This is a genomic window from Peribacillus sp. FSL E2-0218, assembly GCF_037992945.1.
Classification (GTDB): domain Bacteria; phylum Bacillota; class Bacilli; order Bacillales; family DSM-1321; genus Peribacillus; species Peribacillus simplex_B.
The window spans coordinates 3821652-3847786 of sequence record NZ_CP150304.1; the positions used below are offsets into that span (position 1 = coordinate 3821652).

At 44.1% G+C, this 26135-nt stretch carries 23 protein-coding genes and 1 riboswitch; of the genes, 8 read left to right on the forward strand and 15 right to left on the reverse strand.

Features of this window, described 5'->3' with window-relative positions:
• Positions 1-193 precede the first annotated feature (193 nt).
• From MHI53_RS18390 to MHI53_RS18400, 3 genes are all read right to left on the reverse strand, one after another.
• A complete protein-coding gene (locus MHI53_RS18390; protein WP_061142964.1) occupies positions 194-2275 on the reverse strand; it encodes a methyl-accepting chemotaxis protein in 2082 nt (693 codons plus the stop codon).
• Between the two features lie 447 nt (positions 2276-2722).
• Positions 2723-3208 (reverse strand): SRPBCC family protein, encoded by a 486-nt coding sequence (locus MHI53_RS18395; RefSeq protein WP_340371904.1) that lies wholly within the window; start codon positions 3206-3208, stop codon positions 2723-2725.
• Between the two features lie 257 nt (positions 3209-3465).
• Entirely contained in the window at positions 3466-3981 is a 516-nt protein-coding gene (locus MHI53_RS18400) for a YfiT family bacillithiol transferase (RefSeq protein ID WP_061142962.1), read from the reverse strand.
• A gap of 231 nt (positions 3982-4212) precedes the next feature.
• Here MHI53_RS18400 and MHI53_RS18405 point away from each other — a divergent pair, with 231 nt between their 5' ends.
• The 4 genes from MHI53_RS18405 (at position 4213) to MHI53_RS18420 (ending at position 8561) form a co-directional block, all read left to right on the forward strand.
• Complete coding sequence (locus MHI53_RS18405) at positions 4213-5313, forward strand: endospore germination permease (protein WP_340371905.1); 1101 nt, start codon at positions 4213-4215, stop codon at positions 5311-5313.
• Positions 5288-6772, forward strand: coding sequence for a spore germination protein (locus MHI53_RS18410; RefSeq protein ID WP_340371906.1), 1485 nt, complete (start codon positions 5288-5290; stop codon positions 6770-6772). Before MHI53_RS18405 ends, MHI53_RS18410 begins: the two co-directional genes overlap by 26 nt.
• A gap of 4 nt (positions 6773-6776) precedes the next feature.
• Positions 6777-7922, forward strand: a complete 1146-nt coding sequence (locus MHI53_RS18415; protein ID WP_061142959.1) for a Ger(x)C family spore germination protein — start codon at positions 6777-6779, stop codon at positions 7920-7922.
• 195 nt (positions 7923-8117) lie between these two features.
• Positions 8118-8561 (forward strand): GNAT family N-acetyltransferase, encoded by a 444-nt coding sequence (locus tag MHI53_RS18420; RefSeq protein WP_340371907.1) that lies wholly within the window; start codon positions 8118-8120, stop codon positions 8559-8561.
• Between the two features lie 49 nt (positions 8562-8610).
• On the opposite strand, the gene MHI53_RS18425 is transcribed toward MHI53_RS18420, so the two are convergent.
• A complete protein-coding gene (locus MHI53_RS18425) occupies positions 8611-8901 on the reverse strand; it encodes an AbrB/MazE/SpoVT family DNA-binding domain-containing protein (RefSeq protein WP_198512575.1) in 291 nt (96 codons plus the stop codon).
• A 486-nt stretch (positions 8902-9387) separates the two neighbouring features.
• Here MHI53_RS18425 and MHI53_RS18430 point away from each other — a divergent pair, with 486 nt between their 5' ends.
• From MHI53_RS18430 to MHI53_RS18440, 3 genes are all read left to right on the forward strand, one after another.
• Positions 9388-10359 (forward strand): multidrug resistance efflux transporter family protein, encoded by a 972-nt coding sequence (locus tag MHI53_RS18430; protein WP_061142956.1) that lies wholly within the window; start codon positions 9388-9390, stop codon positions 10357-10359.
• A 96-nt stretch (positions 10360-10455) separates the two neighbouring features.
• Positions 10456-10556: riboswitch (guanidine-I (ykkC/yxkD leader) on the forward strand.
• A 72-nt stretch (positions 10557-10628) separates the two neighbouring features.
• Positions 10629-10970 (forward strand): multidrug efflux SMR transporter, encoded by a 342-nt coding sequence (locus MHI53_RS18435; RefSeq protein WP_100531992.1) that lies wholly within the window; start codon positions 10629-10631, stop codon positions 10968-10970.
• Positions 10970-11284 carry a multidrug efflux SMR transporter gene (locus tag MHI53_RS18440; protein ID WP_061142954.1) on the forward strand — a complete coding sequence of 105 codons (315 nt, stop codon included), beginning with the start codon at positions 10970-10972 and terminating at the stop codon, positions 11282-11284. Before MHI53_RS18435 ends, MHI53_RS18440 begins: the two co-directional genes overlap by 1 nt.
• 80 nt (positions 11285-11364) lie before the next feature.
• Here the strand turns inward: MHI53_RS18440 and MHI53_RS18445 are convergent, their stop codons facing one another.
• From MHI53_RS18445 to MHI53_RS18475, 7 genes are all read right to left on the reverse strand, one after another.
• On the reverse strand, positions 11365-14571 hold the full coding sequence (locus MHI53_RS18445) for a DEAD/DEAH box helicase (RefSeq protein WP_340371908.1): 3207 nt from the start codon (positions 14569-14571) through the stop codon (positions 11365-11367).
• Positions 14572-14753: 182 nt separating this feature from the next.
• Positions 14754-14987, reverse strand: coding sequence for a hypothetical protein (locus MHI53_RS18450; RefSeq protein ID WP_100531994.1), 234 nt, complete (start codon positions 14985-14987; stop codon positions 14754-14756).
• Positions 14984-16129 carry a GerAB/ArcD/ProY family transporter gene (locus tag MHI53_RS18455; RefSeq protein ID WP_340371909.1) on the reverse strand — a complete coding sequence of 382 codons (1146 nt, stop codon included), beginning with the start codon at positions 16127-16129 and terminating at the stop codon, positions 14984-14986. Before MHI53_RS18455 ends, MHI53_RS18450 begins: the two co-directional genes overlap by 4 nt.
• A gap of 21 nt (positions 16130-16150) precedes the next feature.
• Entirely contained in the window at positions 16151-17374 is a 1224-nt protein-coding gene (locus tag MHI53_RS18460) for a Ger(x)C family spore germination protein (RefSeq protein ID WP_061143017.1), read from the reverse strand.
• Positions 17364-18995, reverse strand: coding sequence for a spore germination protein (locus tag MHI53_RS18465; protein WP_061142951.1), 1632 nt, complete (start codon positions 18993-18995; stop codon positions 17364-17366). Before MHI53_RS18465 ends, MHI53_RS18460 begins: the two co-directional genes overlap by 11 nt.
• 184 nt (positions 18996-19179) lie before the next feature.
• A complete protein-coding gene (locus MHI53_RS18470) occupies positions 19180-19794 on the reverse strand; it encodes a DedA family protein (protein ID WP_061142950.1) in 615 nt (204 codons plus the stop codon).
• Positions 19795-19840: 46 nt separating this feature from the next.
• Positions 19841-20500, reverse strand: coding sequence for a phosphatase PAP2 family protein (locus tag MHI53_RS18475; protein ID WP_061142949.1), 660 nt, complete (start codon positions 20498-20500; stop codon positions 19841-19843).
• Between the two features lie 603 nt (positions 20501-21103).
• Between MHI53_RS18475 and MHI53_RS18480 the strand changes: the two genes are divergently transcribed.
• Positions 21104-22462 (forward strand): IS1182 family transposase, encoded by a 1359-nt coding sequence (locus MHI53_RS18480; RefSeq protein ID WP_340371729.1) that lies wholly within the window; start codon positions 21104-21106, stop codon positions 22460-22462.
• 150 nt (positions 22463-22612) lie between these two features.
• Here the strand turns inward: MHI53_RS18480 and MHI53_RS18485 are convergent, their stop codons facing one another.
• From MHI53_RS18485 to MHI53_RS18500, 4 genes are all read right to left on the reverse strand, one after another.
• Positions 22613-23851 carry a cytochrome P450 gene (locus tag MHI53_RS18485; protein ID WP_340373703.1) on the reverse strand — a complete coding sequence of 413 codons (1239 nt, stop codon included), beginning with the start codon at positions 23849-23851 and terminating at the stop codon, positions 22613-22615.
• Positions 23852-24516: 665 nt separating this feature from the next.
• The gene (locus MHI53_RS18490) at positions 24517-24696 is read right to left on the reverse strand and encodes a hypothetical protein (RefSeq protein WP_061143429.1); all 180 of its coding nucleotides are present in this window, start codon (positions 24694-24696) and stop codon (positions 24517-24519) included.
• A gap of 171 nt (positions 24697-24867) precedes the next feature.
• Positions 24868-25539, reverse strand: a complete 672-nt coding sequence (locus MHI53_RS18495; RefSeq protein ID WP_340371910.1) for a DUF975 family protein — start codon at positions 25537-25539, stop codon at positions 24868-24870.
• 337 nt (positions 25540-25876) lie between these two features.
• Positions 25877-26131, reverse strand: coding sequence for a hypothetical protein (locus MHI53_RS18500; protein ID WP_061143431.1), 255 nt, complete (start codon positions 26129-26131; stop codon positions 25877-25879).
• Positions 26132-26135: the final 4 nt, after the last annotated feature.

Consider the following 26135-nt stretch of genomic DNA (forward strand, 5'->3'; position numbering starts at 1 on the left):
ATGTATATTCCCCTTACCTGAAAAGGCACCGGTTGCTTGACCAGACTCGTAAAATTGTACCTTTGTACTTCCAGTGGAAATGTCCGCCAAAGAGAGATGACCCCTGCGATCATCACAAGAGAGTCCACCGTATGCGCATGCCAAAAGGGGGAAACCCGATTGAGCGGTCTCCCCTTTTGCCTTATCCGTGACTCTACTTGTTTATCTGGAACTCCCCAAGCGTGGTTTCCAAATCATTTATTAATTGTGTGAGCTGCTCCGTATATTGGGCAAGTTCAATGGATGAAGCAGCTTGTTCCTCCATAGATGAGGCAATTTCTTCTGATGAAGCCGTTGTTTGCTGGGAAACAGCGGTGATTTCTTCAATCACTTGAACGACCGTTTCTTTTTGCTGATTGATGCTTTCGATCGATCTTGTTTCTTCTTGAATGGAATTGGAAATCCTCCCGACCGAGTCCTCCAGCTCTTTCATGGCCTCACTTACTGTAATCACGGCATTCTTTTGATCCTTGCTGATTTGGTTCGTTTCATTGGTCGTTTTCAAAAGTTCCTCCGTGTCAGAAAGAATGCTCTGGATGATATCCTGAATGTTTTTGGTAGCCTCTTTCGAATCATCCGCCAAGCTTCGCACTTCATTGGCCACGACCGCAAATCCTTTGCCAGATTCACCGGCGCGTGCCGCCTCTATCGATGCATTCAAGGATAACAAATTGGTTTGCTCCGATATTTTCGAAATGGCATTCGTAACATCGGAAATGGTTTTCGATTTCTCCACAAGCCTTAAGCTCATGTCGGTGACTGCCGTAAACGCCAGCTCCAATTTTTGATAAGAAGTTTCCAGGCTGCCAACCTGTTGTTTCCCTGATTCGATTTTTTCTGATGCGAGCTCCAATACGGATTGGGTCTCCCTGGATTGTTTGGACAATCCATCGATTTCATCACTTAATACCTGGATGGTGCCCGCTCCATGCTCGACTTGCTCAGATTGATTGGATGCACCCGATGCAATCTCGTCTATCGCGCGTGAAACATCCGTAATCGCCGAGCTATTCTCTGCAGCTATTTGGCTTAGTCCTGCATTGGCATTCGTCACCGATTCGGCATTGCCGTTCACCTTGGCAACCAATCCCCTTAATTTCGCGAGCATCGAGTTATAGCTTTTGCTCAAATCCCCGATCTCATCATTCGAGGTAAAGGCAAATTCGGTTACTAAATCACCATTCGCCGTCTTTTCGATTACCTTCTTGAAGTCGGCCATGATCTTCGTTAACTTTCCTGCTAAATAAAGGGCACATAAAGTCCCGAATAACAATCCTAATACTATCGATATCAAGACGATGTTTTTCATATCATCCAACTTGGATTGGAGGATCTTATCCGGAGTAAACCCCAATACTTTCCAGTTTACTCCTGGTACTTCACTCACTTCACCAGTAAACTCCTCATCTCCCAGGGTCAAAGGTTGATTGGCTGTCGTTTCTCCATTATACATGTCCGCCACCCACTTGAATTCCGAATCGAAGCGGTCGGTGTCCGAAACGAAATCCTCAACGCCCTCTTCCATCCCGCTTTTTTCAGGATTCATATTCTTACCGTCCATGTCCTTCATGAAGGAGCTTACGATAAACCCTTGCGAGTCCAAGATGATCAGACTGCTAGTGGAATCTTTTTCGATATTGGACCTCATTTTCCCGATGGTCGAGAGGTCAATATCATAACCAAGGGCCCCGACCATTTTTCCGTCCACTAAAACCGGTGTGACAACGGAAGTCATGATCGTTCCTGAAGTCGTATCCTTATACACATCCATCCATTTCGTTTCCGGCCTTTCCGTCAGCTGCGTATAAGTTTTGGTCTCCCGCGCATCCTGATTGAACTCCATTACGGGTGAAGCGTTCAGGGAACCATCCTTCCCATCCATATAATAAACCGAAATCAAATCCTCATTATTTGTCTGGAATGCTTCTACAGTCTTGCGGATATCCTTGATCGAATCACCGCTTCTAACTTGATTGGAGATTAATTGAGATAATTGCTCTAGCGAATTTTCATAGGTAGCCATGCTCAGATTGATTTGTGTCGCAGCATTTTGTGCCGAACTTTTGTTGAGGGATATACTATCTTCTTTAAAAATGGACGTTACCTTTACCCCCATAATCGAAACGGCTACGACTATCGCAAGAAAAACGGATAAACAAATGAATAGTAACCACTTTACCCGGATTGATATCCTTCTCTTTACTTTTTCCTTCTTGCCACCCCGTGAACTTCCCATTAACATTTTCCTCCTAATTCTTTCACGTGAAAACACAGATGCCATCTATGCACAAAATGGTTCATACCTTATTCTCCATGACTTACTTTATTTTTCCACATAAACATACTATATACCTATTTTAAGATTGTCAATTACCAATTTTGTTGAATCCGATGGGTCCAAAGGTGCGAGTCGCATTAAAAATACCATTTAGACCGTGTAAATTAACAGAAAACATGCATTTCTCGCCCAATCACCCTTTTTTCCAAGGTTTTTTCGAGTCAATCAATTTTCCATAAATTACATGATTTTCATGACCATCATCATTCCAATCTGTGAGTCAGCCTTGCTCCATGTACGAAGAAACGGATTAAACCCGCGACTTTTCCGCCTCGTTCCATATACAAAAAAAACACAGGCCAGCTGCCTGTGTTTCGTACCCATCTTTATGTATTTCCATGACTTCTATCCGTCGATCCGTTTGACGGCGATGATATATTCCTCATGCCACTTTTCCCATGCATCCATCGGAAAGTCAATCGCACGCCCATCCAATACTTCCCCTAGCATGTCGAGACACACATGCCAGCCTGCCAAATCCTTTGATGTATGATCACTGAGCGTACTGATGGATTCCGTCAAAATCAGTGCGCATCCATCCTTTTCAGGAGATGACTCGAAACGAACCCAGCCATCGCCCCATTCAAACTCTAAAACGGCACGTTCCCGAAAATCCCTTATCTTCATATCAAAGGATTTCCCTGACCCATCATTGAAATGGAATTGAATGTTTCCGTCTTTTCGAAGGTCCTTTATTTCCAGATTGCTCATCCATTTCTCCAGCTTATCATTTTCCGTTAAAGCATCCCATACCTTTTCCACTGAATGTTTGAACCGGCGATCGAATCTAGCGATAATCCCGTTCCCTTCTTTTTCGATGACAGCTTGCATCTAGATCACCCCAATCAATTTTTATCATATTCCGATACATTATCAAGGGAATATACACATTATTGGAAGAATCCCCTCCCATGTATACAGGATAAATACAGTCTTTTCCATGAGTGAACGTCCTATGCCACTTCGTTTATAACCAGTCCCGATCGTTCATGTTGCCGTTTTGCTTTAAACATCCATGCAACTGTACGCGCCCGCCTACCTCACCCTGTAATTTTAGTTTCACAACCTCCAGCAGGGATATTACCCATTCACCACCCCTGGCGTTTTGATAAAGAAGTGATATGAGCAAGATGATGGCGGCCATGCCACGCATACATGCCGATGTTCTCCCCGACCTTCACCTCTCCTGATTCAGGATGAAGGAATGTCCGGTTCAGATCTTCGGCGGAAAGGCCCGATAACAGCTTGTGCAAGCGGCCATGAACCGCCTCTAATAGAGTCAGCGATATATCAACCGGCATTTCATAGTCAGGCAACTCTGCCCAGCGTCCCTGTTCATAAGGTTTGATGACTGGATTTTCTTCTGTAAGAGCAAGCTTAAAACGGACATACGCATTCATATGACTATCTGCAACATGGTGCACGACTTGACGCACCGTCCACCCGCCCGGACGATAAGCCGTATCAAGCTGTTCATCATCCATGTTGCCTACAGCCTCCTTAAGCAGTCCAGGCAAAGCCCCAATCTCTCTGATCCAGCCATCGGCCATACTTGCGATTTCCCCCTCAAATCGAAATGTCCCAACCGGGTACTTCAACTCCATCTACATCGCTCCCTTTATGTTCATCAACCTATCTTATTACATTCTTTATCGCTCATGATAAATCCTCTGTAATCGATGCATTTAGGCTTGCTCCTTCAAAGATTTCTCAGCAGGAATATTAATCCAAATCATTAAAGGTATACTATTTCCACTTTTAGCAACCATAAACAAATATATGATCGCGGTTATTTAAACACTTTACTCAACAATGGAAATGGGGATCAGAGCATTTTGAAGAAAATTAGTTCGATACAAGTTCTTAGTATTTTCTTTTTATCTATTGGCCTGCTTAATCATGTCATCTTGATCCCCTTCCTTCTTTCTGCCGGCGGAAGGGATGCTTGGTTTTTTGCCGCTCTTACTATCGGGTTGATCCCGATTTGGGTCTATCTCTTATCAAGGATAATTAAAAATATGAATAATGAAACTCTGGCGGCTTGGCTTGAAAATAAATTCGGCAAACCGATTAAAAATATCGTTTTATTTTTCATCATGATTTATCTGATAAGCCTGGTATTGGCCACCACGAAGGAAACGATGGATTGGATCACGACAAGCTTCCTTTTTGAAACCCCTAGTTTGGCCATCATCCTTCCGTTTGCCCTGCTATGCATATTCATGGCCCACTCTGGCTTGCGTTCCATTGCCATCAGTTCTTCAGTATTATTGCCGATTGTCGTAATTCTTGGCCTGTTCGTTGCGACGGGAAATATTCCGAAAAAAGATTATAGCCACCTTCTTCCCCTTTTTGAAAATGGGTATTTTCACGGCACTAGAGCCTTTCTTTACTCATCGTACGGCTTTGCTGAACTGATTTTACTTGCTTTTTTCCAGGAAAAACTTACCGATACACTTAGCCGCAAGGGATTGGCCCTTTTATGCCTTGGCATGTTGTTCCTGCTTCTTGGCCCGCTGACTGCAGCTATTGCGGAATTCGGACCGATCTTAGCCGAAGCGATGAGATACCCCGCCTATGAACAGTGGCGCTTGCTGACAATTGGGAAATATATCGAACATACCGATTTCTTTTCCATTTATCAATGGCTTGCCGGTGCTTATATCCGTGTTTCTTTGGCGTTGTTCCTTATAACGGAGACCTTTAAAGGAAAATCGAACAATATGAAGCTCGGAATCCTTTTCGCCATCGGCTTTCTCATGGTGATCATCTCCATCGTGCCCTTCAGTAATTTCAAGTTCCTGCATATCAGTCAAAACTATTATTACCCTGGCACCTTTTATTTCCTTTTACTTTTGACCGCCTTTTTGTTTATCGGCACATTCATCCATTCGAAGGAGGGGAAAAAGCATGAGAATGAAACGATCCAAAAATGAACCGGAACTGCCTGAATTGAAGGAGGAAACATTTCGCAAGTTGTTCTGCAAGAGTTCAGACATCCTCTTTGACACGATTTATATCGGGGAAACCGAAAATCCCATTCCTGCCCTTATCTTTTATTGCACGAGCATGGTCGATATCAGTTTATTGAATGAGGGGATATTGGAAAAACTGAACAAAATGATGGCGTTGGATGAGAAAATCGATGCCGAGGCAACCATTAACAAGCTGAACCCGTTGGTGGATTTGACGAAGGTAACCATCGATGATGAATTCACTAGTGTACAACAGTCGATTTTCTCCGGTTATGCTTTGTTGTTCATCCCTTCCACCCAGAAGGTGTATTCGATGAATTTGTCCAATGTCCCGAACAGGCAGCCTGAGGAATCCTCCTTCGAGGTTTCAGTACGGGGGCCAAGAGATGGGTTTGTCGAAGATTTAAGCATAAATACAGCCTTGGTCAGAAAGCGTTTAAAAACAAAATCACTCGCCTACGAGGATTTTATCGTAGGCAGGCGAAGTCAAACGAAAGTAGCGCTGATGTACATGGATGACATCGTCAATAAAGATCTTATCGCCAATATTAGAGCCAGGATGAACTCGATCGATATTGATATATTGGTCAGCAGCCAGCAATTGGAGGAAATGATCTCAAACAGTAAATTCAGCATATTCCCACTCACTCATTATACGAGCCGTCCCGATTTTGTAGTCGAGGCCATCAATCAAGGAAGGTTCATCCTGATCGTTGACGGGATGCCCACGGTCATTGTCGCTCCTTCTACTTTATTATTGCAAATTAAGACAGCTGAAGATTCGAATCTTCCTTATTTATATGTAAGTCTTGAACGACTTCTTCGTTTTCTGGGACTGGGCATTACCATTTTATTGCCTGGATTCTGGATATCGATATCCGCTTTCAATATCGAACAGGTGCCGTTTCCTTTACTTGCGACCATAACCCTTTCAAGACTCGGGCTTCCGTTGTCTGCGACGATGGAGTTCATTCTCATGCTCATTTTATTCGAGTTATTCCGTGAATCCGGAGTGAGATTGCCTAAAGCCGTCGGCCAAACCGTCGCAGTGGTCGGCGGGCTCATCGTCGGTGATGCCGCAATCCGGGCAGGGCTGACCTCCCAAACGATGCTAGTGGTAACAGCTGTTACATCTGTCGCGTCTTATACCCTTGTCAATCAATCATTAACTGGAGCCGTCACCATCTTACGCATGTTCGTCCTGGCACTCAGCTGCATTTATGGAATCTACGGCTGCATCATCGGCTTCCTGTCCATCGTCACTTTATTATCGAGGCTCGATTCATTCGGTGTTTCCTATCTTGGCGGACTAAATCCCCCAAGATTGACGAAGGTCCTGGATTCCTTCATAAAGAGGCCATGGAATTCAATGGCCAAGCGATCCCTAGGTGCCAAAGATAAGACAAGGAAGGAGCAATAAGGACATGTTCCGCATCACTAAAATTTTGTTGACCATTCCGTTATTCCTGTTACTTTCCGGTTGCTGGGACGAAAAAACGATCCAGGATTTCCACTATACAACAGCGATCGGCATCGATTTCAAAGATGGGGAATATATCGTTTATGCGCAGCTTGTGGACTTCGCTGCCGTAGCTAAAACGGAAGCGAAACCGACGCAAAACCCTCCTGTATATGTAGGAAAGGAAAAAGGCCGTTCCATTTCGACGGCCATGAACCAACTGATGCACAATACACAGCAAGCCCTTTATATGGGGCATGTTTCCACCTTTGTACTCAGTGAAAATGTACTGAAACAGCAAAGCACCGAAATAGTCGATTATATTTATAGGAACCAACTGCTTAGATACTCAGCCAATATTTTCGCCACGAAAAGTTCCATGGATGAGCTTTTTTCCATCAATGGCTATTTTAATTTGTCACCTTTGTACACGACTTTATATCTTCCGGAAGATATCTATCGTAATCGCTCATTCATTAAACCCATTACCGTTCAAAAATATTATTCCAATCAACGTGAAAAAGCATCGACGACCATTTTGCCTTCCATTAGCTGGAACAATAAGGTGTGGAAAGAAAAAGGGACTAAACGCAAAAGCCTTTATATGGATGGAGCCTTTGTCATTTTCTTCAAAGTGTCACAGCCCTGGTTTTCTGAACAAGAATTGAGCGGCGTCCGCTGGCTAACTAAAAGAACCAACAAGGCACCCGTAAATATTAGCTTCAACAAGGAAGATATCTATGCGTCCTTCTCCCATCCCTATCATAAAGTAAAACCAGTTTTCAAGAACGGAAAGTTTAAATACGATATCGAGGTTGTCGTGCCAGGCAAAATACTCGGACTCGATACCCAAATGGATATGAATAAAATAAAACGGAAATTTGAAAGCCAAATTAAAAAAGAAATTCAATCGACCTTTGAAGCAGGACTCAAAAAGAATGCAGATCCACTAAGCCTAGGCAAAATCCTCTATATCAAAGAAACCAAATACTGGCAGGAAAATGATATTAAAGAACCGAAGGATTACCTGGATCCCCATTCAATCCATGCGATCAACGTCAAAGTCCATATCAAGAACACAGGCGGCTTAGAAGCTAAACCTTTAAGATGATGGCGCAATGCTTCATTCGCACAATATGTAACTACTGAATACAAGCCCCGTGCACCACATTTCGAGTTAATGGCAAAACACAATGGAAAACCTTCAAAAAAACGAGCAACACGCGTAAAGAAGTCATGAATACGTTTCATTACGCACGAAGAAATGGTAAATTATGAGTATTCTAATCATTTGGAGGTATCCTATATGAATATCCAGAGAGCTACATTGGACCAGCTCGAATCTCTGACGGGTCTTTTTGATTCTTACAGAGTGTTTTATGAGCAGGTGTCTGATTTTGTTTCGGCAAGGAATTTTTTGGGTGAAAGGCTGGCGAATGGAGATTCTGTTGTGTTCATGGCCAGTGAAGAGGAGGATGCTGTAGGGTTTGTACAACTGTATCCTTCCTTTTCATCAGTAAGCATGAGGCATTCATGGATCTTGAACGACTTATTCGTGAAGGATTCAGCGCGCAAAAAGGGATATGGCGAGGAGTTATTGAAGGCGGCGATCGCTTTCGCACGGGAATCAGGCGCAAAAGGGATTACACTCGAGACAGGCAAGGATAATGTGGAGGCACAAAGCCTTTACGAAAAAATAGGATTTGCTCGCGAAACGAATTATTTTTATCATTTCTCCATCGTCCAATAAAAAAAGAGCAGGGAAATGTTATTTCCCTGCTCTTGGATGCCTTTTAGCTTTATTTAGCAGTTTCGAGGCTAGCTTGAATTTCCTTGATTAGAAGTTCAGCACCTTCAGCGCTTAGGATCAATTTTCCGTCAGCTAGTTTCATATTGTCATCGGATGTTTCACCTGTTACCTGACAAGTCATGTTTGGCTTATATTTTTGAAGGATTATACGATCTTGTTCGACATAGATCTCCAAAGCGTCTTTCTCTTTAATTCCTAATGTACGGCGCAGTTCAATCGGAATGACTACCCGTCCTAATTCGTCAACTTTACGTACAATACCTGTAGATTTCATGATTATTTACCCCACTCATTTTCTTGCGAATGTTGCATCTATGTATTTCGTCAGCATTCGACATTATTTGCACTTCTATAAAGATACCACTCCCTACCATATCCGTCAATTCTCGCATCTTCGGATATTATCTACCTTTATATGATTTTTTCAGCTTAAACGGATCTGAACCCCGTCGTGTCAGCGTTTATCCTCCTTCCTTATAGAATATACTGGCAAATCAAACGCAAACATGATAGCGCTTCCTTTCCGTGCCGACAAAACGTTCATGTCGAACGATGAAGGATGATTTTACAAATCTAGCAGAATCCTGTTGATTTTCCCTCACTTTTGAAGGACAATTTATATTGGTTGATTATCTATTCAGAAAATTTCTTTAAGTCCTTCCCACTGCGAATATGTTCGTACCATCATAACGAAAGCCGAAACGATTGCCATTCTTTCAGGGGCTTGGCTAATTATTGGCTCATAAAACAGATTGAGGTGAGTCCATTGCGTCCGATTATATTAGGGATTTGTTCAGCTTTCTTCTTTGCCTTTACGTTCGTTTTGAATCAGGCGATGGAATTGTCTGGCGGGAGTTGGATTTGGAGTGCTTCGCTGCGATATATTTTCATGGTGCCCTTTCTATTGTGTATCGTTTTAAGCAGGAAAAACCTGCTTCCCCTATTGCGTGTGATGAGAGAACGGCCGGGAACTTGGCTGCTTTGGAGTTTTGTGGGCTTCGGGTTATTTTATGCCCCCTTATGCTTTGCCTCCGCCTACTCACCGGGTTGGCTGATTGCCGGAACTTGGCAAATCACGATCATTTCGGGAGCTTTACTGGCCCCGCTCTTTTTTGAAAATATCGAAACAAAAGATGGGCTTGAAAGGAAAAGAGGGAAGATTTCCGTAAAGGGGCTCTTCATGTCGATGATCATCCTGCTCGGTATCATCCTGATGCAACTGGAGCATACGAAGCATATTTCCATGGCTAACCTCTGGTTAGGCGTGATTCCAATCATCATCGCTGGATTCGCCTATCCTTTGGGGAATCGTAAAATGATGGAAGTGTCAGAAGGGAGGCTGGATGCCTATCAAAGGGTATTAGGCATGACGTTGGCAAGTCTGCCGTTTTGGTTCCTGCTTTCCATTTACGGATTCATGACAGTAGGCGCCCCGACGAAGATGCAGAGCTTTCAATCCCTTTTGGTAGCCTTGTTTTCCGGCGTTATTGCGACCGTCCTTTTTTTCAAGGCGACCGATATGGCACGCGGAAATATGCAGAAATTAGCTTCCGTGGAAGCCACTCAATCGATGGAAGTGCTATTTGCCCTGGCTGGCGAATTACTATTCCTTGCTTTAGCGATTCCTTCCCTTTTATCGTGGTTCGGCATCTTCATCGTGATCATCGGAATGATCCTGCATAGCTATGTATCACATAAAAATGAAGGGCCAGCCCGAAAACGGACAGTCAATGCCTGATTGGTGCTTTGCATCATGAAGCGCTACTTGATTTTGTCATGATTTTTCTCTTGAGTATGTTTCAAAAGTATGTATAATGTAAGGTAATTGCATACGTCAAATGTTTTCTAGGGTTCCGCAGCACGTCTAATGGCTGGCCTGGTCCGAGAGAAAACTCACAGCTTGCTGTGTCACGGAAGGATAAAAGCCTGGGAGATACTGTTTAACAGTCATCTCTTAGGCTTTTTTGTTTTTTGGTAAAGAATAATGATATTGGAGGTGTTGGTGTCATGAATATCAACTGGATTAAAGTATTCATTGCAGCTTTTTTTGAGGTTTTTTGGGTGGTTGGCTTAAAACATGCGGATGGTTTTTGGACTTGGACCGGAACCGTCATTTCCATCATCATCAGTTTTTATTTGATGATCATGGCTGGACGGAAGCTTCCCGTCGGAACGGTATATGCCGTTTTTGTAGGGATGGGGACCGCCGGTACCGTTTTATCTGAAATCATCTTCTTTGGAGAATCATTCAAGTTAAGCAAAACGCTATTGATCCTCCTATTATTAGGAGGGGTAATCGGTTTAAAGGTAGTGACCGATGATAAAGCTGCAAAAGGGGAGGAATCATGATGGCTTGGATTTCTTTAATCTTGGCGGGTCTATGTGAAATGTTTGGTGTTGCGATGATCAATAAATTGCATAAAGACCGGAATTGGCAATCCTTGACGCTGTTATTCGCCGGATTCGGCGCAAGTTTCCTATTTCTTGCTTATGCCATGCAAACATTGCCGATGGGGACGGCCTATGCGATTTGGACAGGAATCGGCGCATCAGGCGGAGCGATAATCGGGATGCTCCTATATGGTGAATCGAAAGATTGGCGGAGAATCGTGTTCATAGCGATGGTGCTATGTGCAGCTGTCGGCTTGAAACTCGTTTCCTAGTTTAGAAAAAAAGGCCGCCCATTTGCAGGCGGCCTAACAGGAAGGGCTATGACGGTGGCTGAAACAGCTTCCCCCCCTTCCTATATCATCAAAATTTCCCGAATGTCCTCTTCCGTAAGTGCGGATGATGACTTCTCTCCAGGGTCGATGATTTCCTCGATCAGATGTCTCTTCTTCTCTTGAAGCTCATTCATTTTCTCTTCGATGGTGCCCCGGGCAACAAGTTTGATGACTTGGACCACGTTTTTCTGCCCCATTCGGTGGGCCCTGTCGGCAGCCTGCTCCTCAACGGCCGGATTCCACCAAAGGTCATAAAGAATGACCGTGTCGGCACCGGTCAAATTGAGCCCAGTCCCTCCAGCTTTCAAAGAAATGAGGAATATATCCCGTTCTCCTGAGTTAAATCGATTGCAGACATCCACACGTTCCTTCGATGGTGTTTGCCCATCCAAATAGAAGTAGTCTTGTCCCTGCCTCGCTAAATCCCTGCCGATCATTTGAAGCATCTTCGTAAATTGCGAGAAAATCAGCACCCGTCTTCCTGAAAGCTTCGATTCCTCGATGATTTGCATAAGCTGTTCATACTTTGCCGAGCTGCCTGTATACCCGTCCACGAACAAGGCGGGGTGACAGCAAATCTGCCGAAGCCTGGTCAAGCCAGCGAGAATCCTGATCCGGTTTTTGCGGAAGGTATCCTTGTCGAGATGCTTGAGCGTGTCAGCTTTAAGCTTCGCCAGATAGGCACCGTATAATTTCTTTTGATCTGGAAGCAGCTCCATCGATTTCTGCGACTCGATTTTTTCCGGAAGCTCCCCCAGTACATCCTCTTTCATCCTCCGCAGCAGAAAAGGCTGGATCCTCCGGGAGATCTTCTTCCTGGAGAGGTTGCTATATTCCTTTAACCCCATGAACAGCTCGGGAAAGACAACATGAAATAGTGACCAGAGCTCTTCAAGCGAATTCTCGATCGGCGTGCCCGTCAGCGCAAAACGATGTCCGGCCTTTATCTTCTTGGCCGCCCGGGCCGTTTGTGTCCCTGGGTTCTTGAACGCCTGTGCTTCATCAAAGAACACCGTATGGAAGTCCTGTTTTTCAAACCATAAAATATCCCTCCGCAGCAGCGGATACGAGGTGATCACGACATCCATGTCCATCGCTTCCCTCAATAGCTTTGTCCGCTCCAGCTTGTGCCCATCGACGATGACAGCTTGGATATCCGGAGCGAATTTTGCGAATTCAGCCAGCCAATTATAGGTTAAGGATGAGGGGCAGACAATGAGGGCCGGGCGCTTTTCCTTACGAATGTCGGGCAGCTCCGATACGATGAACGCTATGCTTTGCAGGGTTTTCCCGAGTCCCATATCATCTGCAAGAATCCCTCCGAATCCGTATCCGGCAAGTATTTTCATCCATTTGTAGCCGTGTTTTTGATAATCACGCAATATCGGCTCCAGGCTCATTGGCACTGGGAACTCCAATTCATCCGGATTCTTGATGTTTTCCAGGAACTTACGGAATGATTCCTCGATCGTGAATGTGCCGCTGTCGTCCACGGAATCCAGAAGCCGAAGCCCTGTTACGATTGGCATGTTCAGACTGCCTTCCAGATCTTGATCCTGTACGGGAAGTGCCTTTAGAAAACGTTGGATTTCCTCGAACTCCCTCGTCTCTAGGGAAAGCAGCGACCCATTCCTTAAGCGGTAATACTTCCGCTTTTCTTCAAGCGCTGCCAACACCTCCCGTATTTGCTTTTCGGGGATCGCATCCATTTCAAATTTGAATTCCAGCCAATCCGTTCGTTCCTTCTTGATTTTCACCCTGATGCGCGGTGCCGAATTCCCCCGCGATATTCGGTTTCTTATCGCTGTCGTGGCATAGATTTGGACCAACTTTTGGAGTTTCGGGACGATATGGTATAAAAACTCGTACTCCAACTCTTCATTATGCAGGAAGTAACCACCGTCCGTCTTGGCGAATCGGCCATCCTCCATAAGCGTAAGTATCTCCGCCTCCTTTTTTGCATCTCTTATGAGCATCGCAGGTACTTTGGATTCATCCAAGGGGTTGATCACGATATTTTCATAATGGAATTCCAAACCGGCAAGCAGCCTGTTTTTCACTCGATCCAGATATAGCTTTGCCACAAGCGGTGCTGCCATAAACCGTTCACTGATGGACCTTGCAATCTGGACTTCCCCGAGCTTTTTCAAGCCCGGCACGACTTTGTCGAGGAATAATTCCAGTTGATCATGATGGATGGGAATTCGATCCATCCCTGAATCTTCAAGCATTTGCTTCAAGTCCGATAGGCGTTGGCAATCTTCGGATTCGAGCTGGACGAGACTTCCATCAAATAGAACCGTATTATATGCATCCATGACGATCATCTCATTCAGGCCGTTAATATCCAGTCGATATCCTTCACCCTCGCTTTGTTTAAAATGAAAACGCAAAGGAAGCGACTCGCCTGAAATCAGCAGACCTTGAAACGTTTTGCCGCCATGAGCGAGCTTCACCCACGGTACACTGGCAAGGAAAGGGAGGAGCCTGGTAAAGGAAGATGGAGGCAGAAGCAATAAGTGATCGTCCATCTTGTATTCCGATTCATCCGCTAGGGCGTCTGCATAGACTTTTTCATCCGATAGCACGGTAATGAGCTGCTGCAGGACTGCGTCCGTTTCACGCTGAAAACAATGAAGCTCAGGGTCATACAGAAATGACGGGGAGAGCAAGGCAGGTTCCCCTTCTTTTACTCGCTTCAGGAAATCCCGGACATCCGCTACATGAACCTTACCGATTTCTAGTTCCATTCCGAGCATATATTGCCTCTTGCCCATCAATATTGGCTTCAGCGTAAACTCGGCTTCAAGCATCTGCCGGTTTTCGAAGTGGAGCTGATGCCCGCTTTTTCGTACAGTCTGGCTATTGAACAGCGTCAGTAACCCCTCGGACAGCCTTGACGCATCTACCTGGGCTGTGTCTGCCCCTTCAGGGACCGTTCCTTGGCGCTGATGATCGTAAACCGACAGCAGTACGGCTGCAATATGCTGGCAATCCTTTGCGAAGGAAGCGAGTGTAGGGCAGGTGCATGTCGATTTTATTCCGCCGGCGGCATCCGCTGCAACGGAAACATGAAAGATTTCCTTTCCAGCGACAATTGCTTCACAGCCATCGGGGCGGTAGCTTTCAAAAGTCACTTTATTCGTCCGCTGAAAGGCTTCCCCTCTTTTGAAGGAAACTGTCCCACACATGTCTTTTATGATTTTTTGATTTAATTTGATATCCAAAATGGCAGACCTCCTTGCTGAGGATTTCTATGTAACCATCCTATATGAAAGATAAGCCCATTTCATCATCATACTATGAAATGGATGAACAGGGTGGTAAAAAAGCAAAAAGACAAACCCCTCATTCAAACCAAGATTTGAAAAGGAGTTCATCTATCATGCCATACTGGCTAGGTTAGCGTTCATTGCTGGCCTTTGGATTTGTTATCCTTCTCTTTTTTTCGATAAATGAAACTGAACAATAAGATGACAAGAAGCACCATGAACAGAATCAATTCCGCACGGTCCTTTACCAAAAATGGATTGAAGGCATGCTTAATGGAATTATCCAAATCGAATCCTAATAGAATATCCATCCCTAATGAGAAGAGCACCAAGGGAACCAGCAACAATAGCGTAATACCGAAGAATTTCATTTATTATCCACTCCACCTTCCAGCTCCGCAGTATGTTGCTGGTGCTTGTTTGTTTTTCTCCGATTCTTGAAAAAAGCAATGATCAGGAGCAGCAGCGGAATGATCACCTGAAACGGGAGGTGGATGTAAATCGGCACGGCCTCGAGACCTTCATGAATATGTTCCGAATAGCTGCTCGCTATCACGATCGATACCAGCAATATGACGATGCCGACCGGATAGGCAAGCCGCGATGATTGTTTTACATTGAACACATTGGCCGTTCCCATTACCGCTACATAGGTGAAAACAGTTATTTTGATGAACCCGCCAATCATCAGCTTCAACAAAAAATATACATCGAGACGTTCCAAAAAGCCAGCGACCTCGATGGATTGAATCAGGGTCAGCAGCGGATATTGGGAGCGTAATGTAAGGTCGACTCCCAGCACCGCAATATTCAATGCCATTGTGAAAGAAAGGAAGATCCCACTTGCTGCCAAGCCAGCGACTCCAATTTTTTTCAATCGCTGAGGCTCGTTCAAATAAGGGAAAATCATCAAAAAGACAATGAGTTCGCCAAAAGGAAAGAAGATCGTTTTGGAAAAGGCCATCTTGCCCATCTCGACGACACTGATTTCAAGAACGGGCTTGAGGTTGTTCATATGGATCATGCCTGAAACGATGATCAGAATAAAGAAAGTAATGTAAAGCAAATTCTCGAGGACGAAGAATAGTTCCCCTGTCCTTGCCAGTACCTCCACTCCTTTACGGACGGTATATATCACAACTAAAATGAAGGCGGCATTGGCAAAAAATAGCGGAACGTGCGGATAGGCAAAGGTAAGCAGAGTCTCGCCGAAATCCCTCAAAACTCTTGCCGCAAGATACATGAAATAAAGGATATAAAGAAAAGCCACGATCCTTCCGAAAAAATTGCCCAATATGCTCCTTACAAATTCAGTAAGAATCTGATCTGGGTAGTAGCGGAACAGGGCATAATAAACGAAAAACAATAAAATGCCGCCGATTGTCGCAATGAGGATGACCAGCCAGGCACCCTGTTTGGCTTCACCTGCAAGGGGAACCAAAAGTGCACTGCCCATTTCAAACAAGAAAATAAGGACGAACAGCTGGTAGCCGCTGATTTTTGCCTTTTCCATGTGGTTGGCACTTCCTTTCCATTATTGGTCGCCCTTTTTAATATCCGAAAGAAACGGCTTGTTCCGTAATCCTGTGCGGCGGATAAATGACTCAACCTGTATCTCTGCTTCCAGCTTAGGAAAAGACACATCATCCCAATTCTTTTCATGCTTCTTCCAATATCCTGGATGGGACTCATGAATCAGTTCCCCAAAGCCAAAAATGTCCGATTTATTTTTTTGGGCGATTGCGATCGCATTCTCCATTTCTTTCTTTAAATCCTTCGCCAGCTCCTTTTCGATATCTATTAGTTCGTGCGGACTCACAAGATCAAGCGGAACATTCACTTCGCGGATATCGCCTTCAGCACGGACCGTAATATGCATTTTAGGTTTGCCATTTTTCATTCTTGGCTCGATATTGGTTTTTTGGCGAAGCACTTGATAGGTGACTGCGCCTTTTTTGCCTCCCCAATCAATGTTAACATTCGTATTCACGATCCTATCCATCACCCACATTGTTCCGATTGCCTCTTTACCATCCAGCCAATCAACCAATTTGCCATCCTTAAAAACACCTATCCCGACAGCATTTGGATTAGCGGCGATACTGGAGGATTGGGTATTCTCCATCTTATTCTCCTTACCGGTATTCCCCCTCACTGTAAATCCGCTGATTAACGGCTCTTTACCGGAGCTGACGAGATTCTTGATTACCTCTTGCAAATTGACGTTAATGCTTCCGCCCTGCTGCTTTTCCGTCGATTCAATCGTTTTGATGACTTTTTCAGACGATAACTTATCGATCGCCGTCAGCGTTTCGACGATATCTTTTGCTTTTACACCACGGGCAATGACGAGCCTCGTGGTGGCCCGGAATTCCGGGGAGCGCTCGAAGGCATCCAAAATCGAATTGATTCCCATTTCTTTTGCGACATCCTCACCTATGACCACCAGGTTTGCATGGGCAAAATACATGTCACGCGATATTTTGGTTGAAGCGATACTGTCCAATTGAAGCACATTATCCCCAGTGGCCCTATAAATGGAGATGGGGGGATTGGTCCCCCCTCCGCCCTGGAGTGAACCCGCCACATTGACCGGATTGATGATTTGAAACGTTCCCACTAGCTTTCCTTCTTTATTTTTATCGATTCCGACGGCAGAGACGATCGACATTTCGTTCAACTCCGTTTTATCCCAACAGCCGGAGGTGAAGGTTGTGCCGATCAACATCAAGAGCAGAACGAGTCTTTTACGATTCATTTCCATCACCTTTTCCCTCGTCAGATGTTTTCATTCCACGTGATTCAGGAGGCAGAGGTCTTTGATTATCGCCTTCCCGTTTCAGGTTATCTTTGGAGCTTATCAATTTGGGCCTTTCCTTGAACGCCCACATCGGCCTTCTGAAGAATGTGTCGCCCAATCCTTGCGGGTTCAATGGCGCAAGCGGTGACATATACGGGACACCGAATGAACGCAGGCTGCATAAGTGGACGATGAGGACGATAAAGGCTAAGATCATGCCATAGAATCCGATTACGCCGGCACAGATGATAAATGCAAAACGCACCAACCGGGCAGAAATGGCAATGGAATAGGAAGGCGTTGCAAAGCTGGCAATCGCCGTGATCGAGACGATGATGACCATCGCCGGAGATACGATGCCGGCCTGTACGGCCGCCTGTCCGATGACCAGGGCACCGACAATGGACATTGTCCCTCCCACTGCCTTTGGCATCCGGAGGCTCGCTTCCCTCAGGATTTCAAAGGTTATCTCCATGAGAAGGGCTTCAATGACGGCGGGCAATGGCACCGTTTCCCTTTGCGCCGCTACGATGACGAGCAATTTCGTCGGGATCATTTCCTGATGGAATGTCGTGGCTGCCACATAGAGGGCAGGTCCCACGATTGAAATGATAAATACGATGATCCGTAAAAAACGTGTGGCTGATGCAATGTCAAAGCGATTATAGTAGTCTTCGACAGATTGGAAAAATTGGACGAATAGTGCAGGTGCCACGAGGACGAATGGAGTGCCGTTAACGAATATTGCGACCCTTCCCTCCAACAGGTTCCCCGCGACCATATCTGGCCTTTCCGTATGATTCATGGTGGGAAATGGGGTCATGACCTGATCCTCTATCAATTGTTCTATATATCCCGATTCAAGAATGCTATCGATATTGATTCGCTGGAGGCGTTTCTTGACCTCCACGACGATATCTTTTTTCGCAATTCCGTTTATATACATGATCGAAACATCCGTTTTGGTCACCGTACCGATTTTCATCGATTCGATCCATAAATCCGGACTGTTGATGATGCGGCGCAACATGGCGATGTTCGTTTCTATCGATTCCGTAAAGCCCTCCCGCGATCCCCTGACGGTCAAATGGGTGCTTGGTTCTTGGATGGAGCGCCGGTCTCCCCCTTTTGTACTGGCAACTAGCGCTGTGTTTATCCCATCAACAAAAATGATGCTATCACCTGATAATAACGCCAAAAACAGTTTTTCCCAGTCATTGACGGTCGCTACACCACCGAGGGAAACCACGTCCTCGGTGATTATGTCCAACGCTTTTTGCGGAAGTATTTTCTCTGCCAGATGAGGGTTCTTCATCATCGATTCAATTAAAAAATCCGTAACACTAGGATTATCGATCAGACCCTGGACGTACACAATCGTCGTTTTTATTTCAGGGCTTTGGCTGATTTTCAACGTTCTGATAATGATATCCGGACTGTTTCCCGTTCTTTGCTTCACGATTTCCATATTGGCAGAAAGGGAGCTTTGGATATAATCAGCCGTTTTCGATTGTTTGTCCTCTTCCTTTTTCGTATCATGCTGCTTACCTTGTCTTTTTTGTTTGAAAAAAGAAACCATTGCACCGACCCTCATTCCTTTTTCGTTTCACTCATTTTGTCCAAAGGGTATACCCTTTATTCTGTGTTTCCCTTCTTCCTCAGTTCATTTCAACCAGAATCGAAGACAAAAGAAAAAGACCGCCAAATCGACAGTCTTTGAGGTTTATTCGGTTTTGTTGGAATTGGATGGCCCAATCATCCAATTATTTCACTTTGCCTTTATTTCTCTTGAAAATCCAGACTATGAAAAGAATCAAAAGCATTGCCAATACGGCATACACGATGTTTGAATAAATGTCCATGTATCCGACGATATCTTCCCACGAAGATCCAACAGCCGCCCCGATATTCACTAAAATGATGTTCCAAATTAACGTTCCGGATGTTGTATACAGCAGGAATAGCCAAAAGTTCATATGCGACATGCCTGCCGGCAGCGAGATCAAACTCCTGATCAACGGAACGAGCCTGCAGAAGAATACGGTCCATGCACCGTACTTTTCAAACCATGCGTTCGCCTTGTGGACGTCAGATACCGTTAACCGGAAAATATGCCCCCACCTTTCGACGAACCTTTCAATTATTTTCACATCAAGAATCGAACCAATCCAATAAAGGATGACCGCTCCTGCCACCGATCCAAAGGTCGACGCGATCACGACGCCAAGGATCGTCATATTCGCTGTCGTTGTCATGAAACCGCCAAACGTCAGAATGACCTCCGATGGGATGGGCGGAAAAATATTTTCCAACGCTATCAAAAGAAAGATGCCTATATAACCAAAATCATTCATGAATTCCGTAATCCAGTTTTCCATACCTAACGCCCCTAACTGTATTGAATCTCCCAAAAGCATGTATCACCTACATTTGCTTATCGTTTTTGTCCTGCCGGCGGTCCTGATACCTCTGGAAGAACCAAATCGACGTCGCAATCCAAAAACCGCCTGCCAAATAACCCGCTATTATATCACTAGGATAATGGACTCCCAAGTATATCCGACTTATCCCTATCGTGAGGATCATCGATGTACTCAACACGATCAAGAGAATCCTTCCCCACTTAACTTTGATGTGCCGCCACAACAAAAAGGTGAGAATCCCGTACAATGACATGGCATTCATCGCATGCCCGCTTGGAAAGCTATAGCCTCCTATTTCGATGAGGCGATGTAAATCGGGCCTTGTCCGTTGAAAGCAAAGCTTAACCATTGCATTGAGGATCGGAGACCCAGCCATGACGGCAATGAACAACACTAACTCCACACGATGCTTCAAACCTTTATATAGAAAAATTAAAATGAACAAGGATAGAACGATTATGGAACCGGTGGAACCTATGTATGTAAAGACCTTCATGATACCTGTAAGTAGCGGCGACTCCCATCCCTGTATAAAGGAAATCACTTCACTGTCAAAATGCAAGTAATCATTGGCACTTACGGCAATGGCCATGAAGCTGAACCCGAGTAAAGCAAACACACTCACTAAAAAGGCAATCGTCAATTGCAGCTTTAATTTCATAATAACATCCTTTCACATTTTGATGCTCGCTTCTTCCTATCGACTTTCACCATTCTTCAGCTTAAAAAAATGACTCCAGCATGTCAATATGAGACTACGCATGCCGAGATAGAAAACATTCTACTTTTCATACTACTCTATCCATCACAGGCACCTCAACTTAAGGGTACTTTAGATTAAAGGATTCGATCAATTTAGCATCTTTTCACCTCATTCGAAGCTAAACGACCACAAATTTCAGAAAGTGAATGGAGGCATTGCAGCGGAAAAAAGATTGTTATTCCTGATGAAATGAAAAAATCCCTTATGCAAGTCGATGCATAAGGGATTTCAGACTGTAGACAAACTCGATGAAAATCGAGTTTGTCTATTTTTATGTCCTGTACAATTTAGACGTTGATTTCCACTCCAGGCACTCGCTTTCCGCGGGCGGTCGGGGAGCCTCCTCGGCTTTGCCTGCGGGGTCTCCCCTAGACGCGCTTTTCCCGCAGGAGTCTCGTACCTTCCGTTCCAATCAACTTTGTCTTACCTTTTAGATAGAACACTTTTGACTGGAGTCATTTTTGTTTTAAAATTGAAGGATTAAAACTTGAGGTGATGAGGATGCTTTCTAAACATGATTCTATTCAGCGAGATCAACTTGAAATGATTACTTTAGATCAACTGGTGCCACCGAACCATTTGGTTCGTAAAATGGAGGCTGCCATTGACTTCACTTTCATTTATGACTTGGTGAAAGATATGTACTCAGAGGTAGGACGCCCAAGTATTGATCCAGTTATTTTAGTTAAACTGACTTTCATTCAATATACCTTCGGTATTCGTTCCATGCGTAAAACGATTGAAGAAGTTGAAACCAATATGGCTTATCGTTGGTTCTTAGGCTATGGTTTCCATGATAAAGTACCTCATTTCTCTACGTTCGGAAAAAATTATGAGCGACGCTTTAAAGATACAGACCTGTTTGAACAGATTTTCTGTCGCATTTTAATGACAGCTGCTAATAAAAAGTTAATAAGTGTAGAACACGTTTTCGTGGATTCCACACATGTGAAAGCCAGTGCGAATAAACGGAAATTTGAAAAGAAAATCGTTCGTAAAGAAACACGAGCGTATCAAGGACGTCTTCAAGAAGAAATCAATCAAGATCGTGAAAACCATGGAAAGAAGCCTTTTCCACCAGATAAATTTGATAAGGAAGAAACCAAAGCAATTAAAGAAAGTACTACGGATCCTGAGAGTGGCTACTATGTGAAAGATGAACGAACAAAACAGTTTGCCTATTCATTCCATGCGGCCGCAGACGGCAACGGTTTTGTATTGGGAACGATTGTAACACCTGGTAATACACATGACAGTCATATTTTGGAGCCACTTGTTGAGCAAGTGATTGAGAAAGTTGGAAAACCAGAAGCAGTTGCCGCAGATGCAGCTTATAAAACACCAGCGATTACAAGCTACCTATTTAACAAAGAAATCACACCTGCTTTACCCTATACACGTCCTCGTACAAAAGAAGGATTCTTTCGCAAACATGACTATGTTTACGATGAACACTTTGATTGTTACCTTTGCCCTTCGGGAGAAACTTTAAAGTACTCAACAACAAATAAAGAGGGCTATCGCGAGTACAAATCGCCCAAACAAATTTGTGCAACATGCTCATTTTTATCACGGTGTACGGAAAGCAAAGACCATCAAAAAGTAGTGACACGGCATATCTGGCAAGCATATGTGGAAGAAGCAGATCATCTGCGTCATCATCAAGAGGTAAAACCTATATATGCGAAACGCAAAGAAACGATTGAGCGTGTATTCGCAGATGCAAAAGAAAAGCATGGTATGCGTTGGACTACTTTAAGGGGACTTAAAAAATTGTCGATGCAGGCGATGCTTACTTTCGCTGCCATGAATGTAAAGAAGATGGCCACTTGGACATGGCAAGGTCCTAAAATGGCTTAACATAGTGGCTCGAAGAGCCCAAATCTCGTAACCTTTGGTCAAAATTTCAAAGGAATTTCAAAAGGGGTTCGGAATTTTTTAATTCCGAACCCCTTTTGTCTACAAACTGAAATCCCTTATGCAAGTCGATGCATAAGGGATTTGTGGTTTTTATAAAGTACGGTGCACAATAAGCGGCATGGACGTCAGCGTTTGTCCGGTCGCTGAATCGGTAAGGTGATCCTCCAATTGAAAGGATGCCACCGGTTCAATCTTGTTGAACTCTTTCAAGAATGTCGTAAGGGCGATTTTCGCTTCCAAGCGGGCAAGCGGAGCCCCTAAGCAGAAATGCGGCCCGTTTCCGAAAGCTAGATGCTTCTTATTATTGGGACGGTGGATATTCAGGGTGAATGCGTTCTCAAACATGTCTTCATCCATATTTGCCGCGCTCATCCACGCTACCACAGTATCGCCTTTTTTCAGTTTCACTCCCAATAAATCATTATCTACTGATACCATGCGATCCAATTTAGTCAGATTGAATCGGTAGCGAAGCATTTCCTCAACCGCTTGCGGGACCAAGTCCAGGTTTTCATGCAATTCCTGATAGACGGTATCGTCATCATATAGCAGGGAATAAAAGCTGTTGGCCAGTAAATGACTGGTCGTCTCGACCCCTGCCCCTAAAATCAGCATGGTGGTGCGCACCACTTCATCATCGGTAAACATTTCACCGTCGACTTCCGCCTGCAAAAGATCGGAGATGATATCATCTGCCGGGTTCGATCGTTTTTGTACCACGATGGGATATAAATACTCATAATATTCTCTTGCGGCAACTATCTTCTTTTCATTCACTTCATCTTGCGTTTCTTTATCAAAAGGGAGGAATAAAATATCGACCCATTCTTTGAATAAAAGACGGTCTTTTGAGGGAACGCCCATCAAATCGGACATGACAATGATCGGCAGCGGGCTCGCCAATGATGAGACAATATCGATTTCCGATTTTCCCTCCATTTGCTCAATCAATTCATCTGCAATTTCTTGAATCCGAGGTTCCCAGTTTTTGAGGCTTCTGGGCGTGAAGGCAGCGGCCAATAGGGAACGGCGTTTTCGATGATCAGGCGGATCGGCTTCAGTAAGTTTGATCTTATCGGGCACCGAGCCTTCCTTGCTGTCGGCTCCAACCGATATCGTGGTACGCTTCCTCTCACTCGAAAAATGCTTATAATCACTTAGTACAAGCTTAACATGCTCGTATTTAAAAACATTCCATGTGTTTGTCCCTTCATGATAGCTTACAGGATCATTTTCCAGCTTCTCTTTACACCATGCATACGGACTGAATTCCTCCGCTCGGGTTTTAAACTGCGTAATTTCTTTTACTGCAATAATTTCTTTCATGATACCGACTCCTCCCACTTCTTAAAAGATACCTAACAAAAGGATGGAATGTTCAACATTCGCTTACTTCGTCGATTCGTTATAGTGTCGAGCATCCCTGATAGACCATTAAAGTCCCCTTACTTCTTCACCCATTCCAGTATAAGGTAAATAAAGCCCACAAACCATGCATCATCCAGACTAACTCCTACCATGACATTCTCGCTCATCACCATGTATAATTGCTTATTTTTTACATTCCCCTTTCTTTTTCCATTTCTTTATGTCTCTCAAAGGGTCCGATAAAGACCCCCACTTCACGAGTAGAACCTTCCTGTAAATTATTTCAAAATATCTTAATAGCCGCAACATACCCCGGCACAAATCCAGCGCGAAGAATCGGTAAAAGAGAAAAAAATAAGTGGAATGAAACGAAGGGTGCGAGACTCCTGCGGGGAATGCGGTCTATGGGGAGAACCTCAGGCGAATTATCTCCATTACGGACGAATTATTTGCCAAGTAGGTCGGATTATTTGCCTGAACGGCCGGATTACATGCCAAGTAGGGCGAATTATGTACCACATGGGACGGATTATCTCCTCTAAGGACAAATATCGATACCTAAAAAAAAAAGACAAACCCGCCTTGATGGAGTTTGTCTACACTCTGACCACCGCATCATGCAGCCGTCAATCAGTACTCTTCCTTAGCTGCCGATGCAAATCATCCAGCTTCTTTTCCATGATATCCAGCCTCGTTTTCCTGCGCTTCATGGATCGAAAAAAAGATATGGCACCAACAATGATCAAAATGAAAAAGGCAAGGAAAAACAATTGATATATGATATCCGCAATATTATAACTACTCACTATGTAATCCCCCTAAATGGCAAACTCTCCATTCCATTATACATCAGTTGAAATGACAGTTTATCCTTTTTAAGGGAGATACCGCATGAAACGCAACTTTTTCTCATACTGCAGGAATCCTTGGGAAAAGACACAAAAAAACCGATAGCGAGTTCGCCATCGGTCACAGTCTTAAGAATCGATTTGCTGCTCGTCTTCCTGCGGGACGATTAATTCATTATAAAATGCTGCCAGTGTTGTCCCGATGTAAGGAATCAGCCATAATAAACCAATTCCCAAAGTAAAGATGCAAAGGAATCCCCAGCCTATGAAACTCAGGTTCATGAGGAAGTATTTCCATTTCAATCCATTCATCCTTTTTCTGCTCTCTGTAATGGCCTCCAGTATTGTATATTGCGGATGGTCCTTCAATAAGAAAAACAGTTGAGAATAGGCGATGCTTTTGATGATACCCGGAATGATTAATAATAATGACCATAAGAATAGGAAAATAGCTTGTAAAATCGAACCGCCAATCAGCTTCATCGAGGTTTTTCCATCTTTATAAATAGCGAATACTTCGTTGATTTCAGGGTTTCCCTTCCTGACTAGGTCCAGGTAGAACCAAGTGGTCGCTATCGTCAGCGGTATTAAGACGATGGACAGTATCATTCCGAAGATATCCGACCATAACGGCGATCCTTCTTGCTCGAACCATTGTACGAAGCCCCCGCTTCCGATCACTTCGACAATGAAAGGAAAAACGACATTGATCAAGAACAAGAGCAGCATGAGTGAAACGGCTATTCCCCATTTACCTTTTAACGATTCAAGACCTTTCTTTTTTAACTCGGATATTCTCATCCTTTAATTGATCTCCCCTTTTTTTTAAACGGCAGAATCACTGATATCATTTGATATTCAGTAAAAAAGCCATTCATTTGTTTATTACTCGTTTAGAGTTTAACATATCCCAACCATATGTGGGTATAAATTCCCATCTTTCAAAAGAAACAATCGAAGGTCGGCCCCCTCCCTAACAGTCTATGAATGGGAAAATAAGTATATGCCTTTGAGCGTTACCATTCCATGAAGAAAAACCCTCGCCAGGCAGCGAAGACTTTCATCTTGAAAAAGATAAAAAAAAGAGCATCCCAAAAGCAGAAACGCCTCCGCTTTTGGAACACCCTCTTATTCATCTTCAATCAGAGCCAGTTATAACAAAATCGTCTTGGAGCAAAGCTAAAGGAAGCTTTCTATTTATAGGATCCCCTGCCGTGACATTGATTTCAGTAATGTGACCACTCGCCCCTATTGAAACATCGATCAATTTCCCATCTTCCGTCTTCACTAGAAAGAGCCTCTCCCATTCATAAACATAGGAATTCTTTTGAACGTAAACCTGTTCGACGGTCCCGTTCTGAGCACATTCAATTGCATGAATCGGTTTTAGCACGGAA

Coding starts and splice junctions, on each gene's coding strand:
- MHI53_RS18495 (WP_340371910.1), bottom strand. CDS start 25,539: ATGAGAATATCCGAGTTAAAAAAGAAAGGTCTTGAATCGTTAAAAGGT.
- MHI53_RS18435 (WP_100531992.1), top strand. CDS start 10,629: ATGAATATCAACTGGATTAAAGTATTCATTGCAGCTTTTTTTGAGGTT.
- MHI53_RS18450 (WP_100531994.1), bottom strand. CDS start 14,987: ATGAAATTCTTCGGTATTACGCTATTGTTGCTGGTTCCCTTGGTGCTC.
- MHI53_RS18470 (WP_061142950.1), bottom strand. CDS start 19,794: ATGGAAAACTGGATTACGGAATTCATGAATGATTTTGGTTATATAGGC.
- MHI53_RS18475 (WP_061142949.1), bottom strand. CDS start 20,500: ATGAAATTAAAGCTGCAATTGACGATTGCCTTTTTAGTGAGTGTGTTT.
- MHI53_RS18415 (WP_061142959.1), top strand. CDS start 6,777: ATGTTCCGCATCACTAAAATTTTGTTGACCATTCCGTTATTCCTGTTA.
- MHI53_RS18395 (WP_340371904.1), bottom strand. CDS start 3,208: ATGCAAGCTGTCATCGAAAAAGAAGGGAACGGGATTATCGCTAGATTC.
- MHI53_RS18455 (WP_340371909.1), bottom strand. CDS start 16,129: ATGGAAAAGGCAAAAATCAGCGGCTACCAGCTGTTCGTCCTTATTTTC.
- MHI53_RS18465 (WP_061142951.1), bottom strand. CDS start 18,995: ATGGTTTCTTTTTTCAAACAAAAAAGACAAGGTAAGCAGCATGATACG.
- MHI53_RS18440 (WP_061142954.1), top strand. CDS start 10,970: ATGGCTTGGATTTCTTTAATCTTGGCGGGTCTATGTGAAATGTTTGGT.
- MHI53_RS18390 (WP_061142964.1), bottom strand. CDS start 2,275: ATGGGAAGTTCACGGGGTGGCAAGAAGGAAAAAGTAAAGAGAAGGATA.
- MHI53_RS18400 (WP_061142962.1), bottom strand. CDS start 3,981: ATGGAGTTGAAGTACCCGGTTGGGACATTTCGATTTGAGGGGGAAATC.
- MHI53_RS18480 (WP_340371729.1), top strand. CDS start 21,104: ATGCTTTCTAAACATGATTCTATTCAGCGAGATCAACTTGAAATGATT.
- MHI53_RS18410 (WP_340371906.1), top strand. CDS start 5,288: ATGAGAATGAAACGATCCAAAAATGAACCGGAACTGCCTGAATTGAAG.
- MHI53_RS18460 (WP_061143017.1), bottom strand. CDS start 17,374: ATGAATCGTAAAAGACTCGTTCTGCTCTTGATGTTGATCGGCACAACC.
- MHI53_RS18420 (WP_340371907.1), top strand. CDS start 8,118: ATGAATATCCAGAGAGCTACATTGGACCAGCTCGAATCTCTGACGGGT.